This window comes from Neotamlana laminarinivorans (assembly GCF_020523925.1).
Taxonomy (GTDB): domain Bacteria; phylum Bacteroidota; class Bacteroidia; order Flavobacteriales; family Flavobacteriaceae; genus Neotamlana; species Neotamlana laminarinivorans.
This window is the reverse complement of sequence record NZ_JAJAPW010000060.1, coordinates 1-306: the sequence shown is the minus strand read 5'-3', so window position 1 is coordinate 306 and position 306 is coordinate 1. Positions and strand designations below refer to the sequence as shown.

Sequence of the window (306 nt, the reverse complement as noted above, 5' to 3'; positions counted from 1 at the left end):
CAAAAATATTAATTATAGGTGCTTGCGGGCAAATTGGTTCAGAATTAACATTTAAACTACGGCACTTATTTGGTAACGAAAATGTTATTGCTTCCGATATTAATGCAGGTAACGTAGAAATATCTAAAACAGGTATTTTTGAAATTGTCGATGCTCAAAACTATACAAGTGTAAAAAACTGTATAGAAAAGCACCAAATAGATACGGTGTATTTAATGGCAGCCATGTTAAGTGCAACAGGCGAGAAGCACCCAGAAAAAGCATGGAATTTAAATATGAATTCTTTATTTCATGTGCTTAATTTAG

The 306-nt window shown here is 32.4% G+C and carries 1 protein-coding gene; it reads left to right on the top strand.

The window, feature by feature from the left end; genetic code table 11:
- A partial coding sequence (locus LG649_RS16025; RefSeq protein ID WP_226544821.1) for an NAD-dependent epimerase/dehydratase family protein occupies positions 1 to 306 on the top strand: 306 nt, incomplete at both ends.